This is a genomic window from Burkholderia sp. Ax-1720, from assembly GCF_011753035.1.
GTDB lineage: Bacteria > Pseudomonadota > Gammaproteobacteria > Burkholderiales > Burkholderiaceae > Burkholderia > Burkholderia gladioli.
Window position 1 is genome coordinate 58,910 of the sequence record NZ_VWWK01000027.1, and the last position, 6,000, is coordinate 64,909.

Sequence of the window (6,000 nt, forward strand, 5' to 3'; positions counted from 1 at the left end):
TGCGATCATGATTACGTTCAAGAGCAAGGCGGCACAGGACCTCGACGTGCTGAAGGATTTCGCGGTGTATGTGCTGGGCATCGTCGGCAAGCCGCTGGGCGAGCGCGGTGTCATCACCCACGAGGAGCTGGACGGCGCGATCGCCCGGCTCGAGGCGGTGACCGACCAGGCGCGCCGCGCCAGCGCCGAGCACGGCGGCCACTTCCACGAGGAAGAGGTCGACCACGCCCACCACGAGGTCGCGCCGAGCGTGGCGCAGCGCGTGGCCCCCTTCCTCGGCATGCTGCGCGCGGCCAGGGAACAGAACGCCGACGTCCACTGGGGGTTCTGAGCCCCGGCAGCGGCCTCGCCGCCCAGCAAAAAGCCCGCTTCGAGAAGCGGGCTTTTTTGTGCCTTGGCGGGCGCGGTGAGGCGGGCGCGCGGCCCGTCGATTCGTCAGAGGATTGCAGCCGCCGCAGCAGCCGGCTTCAGAGCAGCGGCGCCAGCGCGCGACGGGCGTCCGCGTCCGACAGCGACATGCGCACCGCGAAATCGGCCACCTGGTCCTCGCCGATCTTGCCGACCGAGAAATAGGTGCTGTCGGGGTGCGCCAGGTAGAAGCCCGAGACGCTCGCGGCCGGCAGCATCGCCAGCGACTCGGTCACGCTCATGCCGATCTCCTCGGCGCGCAGCACGTCGAACATGGCGCGCTTGACGAGGTGGTCCGGGCAGGCCGGGTAACCCGGCGCCGGGCGGATGCCGCGATACTTCTCGGCGATCAGCGCCTCGTTGTCGAGCGTCTCGCCGGCCGCGTAGCCCCACAGTTCGCGCCGCACGCGCGCGTGCATGGCCTCGGCGAAGGCTTCCGCGAAGCGGTCGGCCAGGGCCTTGAGCATGATCGCGCTGTAGTCGTCGTGGTCGGCCTCGAACTGCTTCTCCTTGGCGTCCACGCCCAGGCCCGCGGTGACCGCGAACAGGCCGATGTAGTCGGCCACGCCCGAATCCTTGGGCGCGATGAAGTCGGCCAGCGAGCGGTTCGGCCGCATCACGCCGTCCACCACCGGGCGCTCGCTCTGCTGGCGCAGGTTGCTCCAGCGCATCGCCACCTCGGTGCGCGTGTCGTCGGTGTAGATCTCGATGTCGTCGTCGCCCACGGTGTTGGCGGGCAGCAGCGAGAGCACGCCGTTGGCGCTCAGCCAGCGGCCCTGGATCAGGCGCGAGAGCATCGACTTCGCGTCCGAGAACACGCGCCGCGCCGATTCGCCGACGATCTCGTCGTTGAGGATCGCCGGGTAGGGGCCGGCCAGGTCCCAGGTCTGGAAGAACGGGCCCCAGTCGATGTACTGGGCCAGCTCGGTCAGGTCGTAGTTCTTGAACACGCGGCGGCCGATGAACTTCGGCTTGACCGGCTGGTAGCCGCTCCAGTCGATCGGCGTCTTGTTGGCGCGCGCGGCGGCCAGCGTGACCATCGGCGTCTTCTTCTTGTTGGCGTGCTGGTCGCGGATCCGGTCGTATTCGCTCTTCAGGTCGTCGAGATAGCGCGTGGCGCCCTCGTCCGAGAGCAGGCTGGAGGCCACCGACACCGAACGCGAGGCGTCCGGCACGTAGACCACCGGGCCTTCGTAGTGCGGGGCGATCTTCACCGCGGTGTGCACGCGCGAGGTGGTCGCGCCGCCGATCAGCAGCGGGATCTTCTTGACGCGGAAATAGTCGTCGCGCTGCATTTCCGAGGCGACGTAGGCCATCTCCTCCAGGCTCGGCGTGATCAGGCCGGAAAGGCCGATGATGTCGGCGCCCTCGACCTTCGCCTTGGCGAGGATCTCGTTGCAGGGCACCATCACGCCCATGTTGACGACCTCGAAGTTGTTGCACTGGAGCACCACCGACACGATGTTCTTGCCGATGTCGTGCACGTCGCCCTTGACGGTGGCGATCACGATCTTGCCCTTGGCGCGCACGTCGCCGCCGGCCTCGGCCAGGCGGCGCTTCTCCTCCTCGATGAAGGGGATCAGGTGGGCCACCGCCTGCTTCATCACGCGCGCCGACTTCACCACCTGCGGCAGGAACATCTTGCCCTGGCCGAACAGGTCGCCGACCACGTTCATGCCGTCCATCAGCGGGCCTTCGATCACGTTGATCGGGCGCCCGCCCGCGGCGTCGATCGCCGCGCGCGCTTCCTCGGTGTCCTCGACGATGAAGTTGGTGATGCCGTGCACCAGCGCGTGGGCCAGGCGCTTCTCGACCGGCTGGTTGCGCCATTCGAGGTTCTCTTCCTTCTTGGCCGCGCCGGTCTTGAACTTGTCGGCCACTTCCAGCAGCCGGTCGGTGGAATCCTCGCGGCGGTTCAGGATCACGTCCTCGACGCGCTCGCGCAGCTCGGCGTCCAGGTCGGCATACACGCCGAGCTGGCCGGCGTTGACGATGCCCATGTCCATGCCGGCCTGGATCGCGTGATACAGGAACACGGTGTGGATCGCCTCGCGCACCGGGTCGTTGCCGCGGAACGAGAAGGACACGTTCGACACGCCGCCGCTGATCTTCGCGTGCGGCAGGTTCTGCTTGATCCAGCGGGTCGCCTCGATGAAGTCGACCGCGTAGTTGTTGTGCTCCTCGATGCCGGTGGCCACCGCGAAGATGTTCGGATCGAAGATGATGTCCTCGGGCGGGAAATCGCATTCCTCGACCAGGAACTTGTAGGAGCGGGTGCAGATCTCGGTCTTGCGCTCGAAGGTATCGGCCTGGCCCTTCTCGTCGAAGGCCATCACCACCGCGGCCGCGCCGTAGCGGCGGATCAGCCGCGCGTGATGGCGGAACGGCTCCTCGCCTTCCTTGAGCGAGATCGAGTTGACGATCGCCTTGCCCTGCACGCACTTGAGGCCCGCCTCGATCACTTCCCACTTCGACGAGTCGATCATGATCGGCACGCGCGCGATGTCGGGCTCCGAGGCGATCAGGTTCAGGAAGCGGACCATGGCCGCCTTCGAATCGAGCATCGCCTCGTCCATGTTGATGTCGATCACCTGCGCGCCGTTCTCGACCTGCTGGCGGGCCACGGCCAGCGCCTCGTCGTACTGGCCGTTCAGGATCATTCGCGCGAAGGCCTTCGAGCCGGTCACGTTGGTACGTTCGCCGACGTTGATGAACAGGGTGCCTTCGGTGACGTTGAACGGCTCGAGGCCGGACAGGCGCATGGTGTGATCGGTCATGGCGGGGCGGATGCGTATCGGTTTGGGGGGCGGCGCGACGGATGCGGCGGGCGGCTCGGGGCTCAGGCGGCTTCGCTGTACTGCGAGGGCCAGCGGCGCGGCTTGACCTCGGCCAGCGCGCGGGCGATCTCGGCGATGTGCGCGGGCGTGGTGCCGCAGCAGCCGCCGGCCAGGTTCACCAGGCCGGCCTGGGCGAATTCCTTGAGCAGGCTCGAGGTCACGTCGGGGGTCTCGTCGAAGCCGGTTTCGGCCATCGGGTTCGGCAGGCCGGCGTTCGGGTAGCAGGACACGTAGGTATCGCAGAGCTTGGCCAGCTCGGCGATGTACGGGCGCATCAGCGCCGCGCCGAGCGCGCAGTTCAGGCCGAAGGTGAGCGGCCGGGCGTGGCGCAGCGAGTTCCAGAAGGCCTCGACGGTCTGGCCCGAGAGGATCCGGCCCGAGGCGTCGGTGACGGTGCCCGAGATCATGATCGGCAGGTTCTCGCCGGTGTCCTCGAACAACTGGTCGAGCGCGAACAGCGCGGCCTTGGCGTTGAGCGTGTCGAAGATGGTCTCGACCAGGAACAGGTCGACGCCGCCGTCGAGCAGGGCCTTGGCCTGCTGGTAGTAGGCGTCGCGCAGCTCGTCGTAGGTGACGTTGCGCGCGCCGGGATCGTTCACGTCGGGCGAGATGCTGGCCGTCTTCGGGGTCGGCCCGATCGCGCCGGCCACGAAGCGCGGCTTGTCCGGCGTCGAGTACTTGAGCGCCGATTCGCGCGCCAGACGCGCCGACTCGACGTTCATCTCGACCACCAGGTGCTCCATCTCGTAGTCGGCCTGGGCGATGGTGGTGGCGCCGAAGGTGTTGGTCTCGACGATGTCGGCGCCGGCCGCGAAGTACTGGTCGTGGATCTCGCGGATGGTGGCCGGCTGCGTGATCGACAGCAGCTCGTTGTTGCCCTTGATGTCGCGTCCGAAGTCGGCGAAGCGCTCGCCGCGATAGGCGGCCTCGTCGAACTTGTACTGCTGGATCATGGTGCCCATCGCGCCGTCGAGGATCAGGATCCGGCGCGCCAGCAGCGCGGGCAGGTCGGCGCCGCGCGTGTAGGACGCGGCGGGGGCGGAGCGGGCGGGCAGGGAGGTCGGCATGGCGGACGGACGGCGGATCGGGGAAAACGCCATTGTAGCGGGTGCCGGCATGCCGCGCCGGGCTACCCGGCGCGCGCGCGATTTGTCATTGAAAACCCCCGCACGGCAGGCCGGGCGGGGGTTCGATCAGGAAATGCCGGGGAGGAAGCGGGCCGGCACCGGGCCGGCCTGCCAGCTGTCGCGCACCATCCTGGGGCAGGCGGCGCGCGACGGGCGGATCAGTGCAGGACCACCGGTTGCGTCATCAGGCTGTCGAATTGACCGAGGAATTCGTCCACCTCGTCCAGCGAGGGCTCGTCCTCGATCAGCTGCTTGACGTGCTCGCGGAAACGCTCGGCCAGTTCGCCATCGATGAAGATCTCGCGCTGCGCATTCTTGTCCACGATTTCGTAGCCACCGGAATTCATTGCGTGATGGCCGACCTGCGGGGCGAACTCGACGACGCAGTAGTTGGGGCTGTTGTAGATCATTTGCATGGCGGCACTCCTCTTTGCTGTGGCTGTCAGGCCGAATGCTCCGAAGGTGGGGCGGGCCTGGCCGGTTTCAAGGGGTTGGCGCTGCACGCCCACGTGGATCAGGGCGCATCGGTTAGAGACCGATATCGATGAAACGTTTCCGATTTTCCTCCGGTGCACGGGCAGGGTTGTCAAACATTGTCAACACTGTGACGCAAGTTTACCGGCTTGTGTGCAGCCCCTGGTGACAGCAGGGAAACAGTCGCGAAATCGGTCGAAATTACCGTGCTGGCGAGGCCGCTTGTGGTGCCGATGCGACGGGGCTCGCGGCTTCGGCTGCCGGGGCGGCCGGCATGCCGTCCGACGATACCGGCGCGGAAGCCGCGCCCGCGCCGCTCGCGCCGGCTGCCGGGGCAGCGGTCGAGGCAGGGGCCGGCGCCGACGCGGTGGGCGCGATGCTTGCGTGCGCATCCATCGCGGCCGATTCGTCATACCCGATCCCGCGGCTCGGTGCGCCGCGTCCCTGCCACAGCAATTCGATCTCCGAACCATTCGGCTCGGTCTGCACCAGGCGCACCGGCAGCCAGTCCAGCGAGGGCGCGAGCCAGATGTCGATGCGCCGCGTGTCGCCCTCGCGGCGCGGCAGGCGGCGGAAGTGGCGGGTTTCCAGCGAGCTGGTGGCGGTGCGTATCGTCTCGTCGCCGATCGTGACGATCGGCCATGTCTCGCCGCTGTTGTTGTCGATGATCCGGAATTCGCGCGCGATGCCGGGGCGATAGACGTCGGGCGCGCCGTGCACCAGGCCCGACAACTGCATCAGCAGGCTGAAGCGGTCCTGCATGCCGTCGGTCAGCGGCAGCGAGTTCGGCGTCCTGGTGAACACCACCTGTTTCGTCTGTCGATTGAAGATCGCGATGTCGGCGGGCTTGCGGCCGCGCTGCTCGGTGTAGCGGTCGGGCGCGATGCCGTAGGCGTCGATGCGGCCCAGGCTCTCGTAGACGAAGGGGCCGACGAAGGGCACCGGGATCTCGATCAGCAGGCGGTAGCGATCGCCCTCGGTGGTCCAGTGGATGGTCGCGGTGCCGTTCAGGTTGCCGTTGAAGTAGGCGCCGTAGCGCAGGTCGCCCGAGGGCGGCGCGATGAACTTCACGCCGCTGGCGGCGGCCGAGGCGGGCACGGCCGCGCTGGCCGTCGCGCTCGCGGCGGCGCTGCCCTGGCCCGTGCCGGCCCCGG

At 68.0% G+C, this 6,000-nt stretch carries 5 protein-coding genes; 1 reads left to right on the forward strand and 4 read right to left on the reverse strand.

Going from position 1 to position 6,000, the window contains the following annotated elements; all coding sequences use genetic code 11:
- The first annotated feature begins 7 nt into the window (after positions 1-7).
- Positions 8-331: a DUF1840 domain-containing protein gene (locus F3J18_RS11535; protein ID WP_025101452.1), complete on the forward strand. Its 324-nt coding sequence runs from the start codon at positions 8-10 to the stop codon at positions 329-331.
- A 136-nt stretch (positions 332-467) separates the two neighbouring features.
- On the opposite strand, the gene metH is transcribed toward F3J18_RS11535, so the two are convergent.
- From metH to F3J18_RS11555, 4 genes are all read right to left on the reverse strand, one after another.
- A complete protein-coding gene (metH, locus tag F3J18_RS11540) occupies positions 468-3,185 on the reverse strand; it encodes a methionine synthase (protein ID WP_166912892.1) in 2,718 nt (905 codons plus the stop codon).
- 62 nt (positions 3,186-3,247) lie between these two features.
- Positions 3,248-4,312, reverse strand: a complete 1,065-nt coding sequence (locus tag F3J18_RS11545) for a homocysteine S-methyltransferase family protein (RefSeq protein ID WP_025101450.1) — start codon at positions 4,310-4,312, stop codon at positions 3,248-3,250.
- Positions 4,313-4,530: 218 nt separating this feature from the next.
- Positions 4,531-4,788: a DUF3567 domain-containing protein gene (locus tag F3J18_RS11550; protein ID WP_013699526.1), complete on the reverse strand. Its 258-nt coding sequence runs from the start codon at positions 4,786-4,788 to the stop codon at positions 4,531-4,533.
- A gap of 259 nt (positions 4,789-5,047) precedes the next feature.
- A partial coding sequence (locus tag F3J18_RS11555) for a DUF3108 domain-containing protein (RefSeq protein WP_166912893.1) occupies positions 5,048-6,000 on the reverse strand: 953 nt, incomplete at its 5' end.

Coding starts and splice junctions, on each gene's coding strand:
- F3J18_RS11535 (WP_025101452.1), top strand. CDS start 8: ATGATTACGTTCAAGAGCAAGGCGGCACAGGACCTCGACGTGCTGAAG.
- metH (WP_166912892.1), bottom strand. CDS start 3,185: ATGACCGATCACACCATGCGCCTGTCCGGCCTCGAGCCGTTCAACGTC.
- F3J18_RS11545 (WP_025101450.1), bottom strand. CDS start 4,312: ATGCCGACCTCCCTGCCCGCCCGCTCCGCCCCCGCCGCGTCCTACACG.
- F3J18_RS11550 (WP_013699526.1), bottom strand. CDS start 4,788: ATGCAAATGATCTACAACAGCCCCAACTACTGCGTCGTCGAGTTCGCC.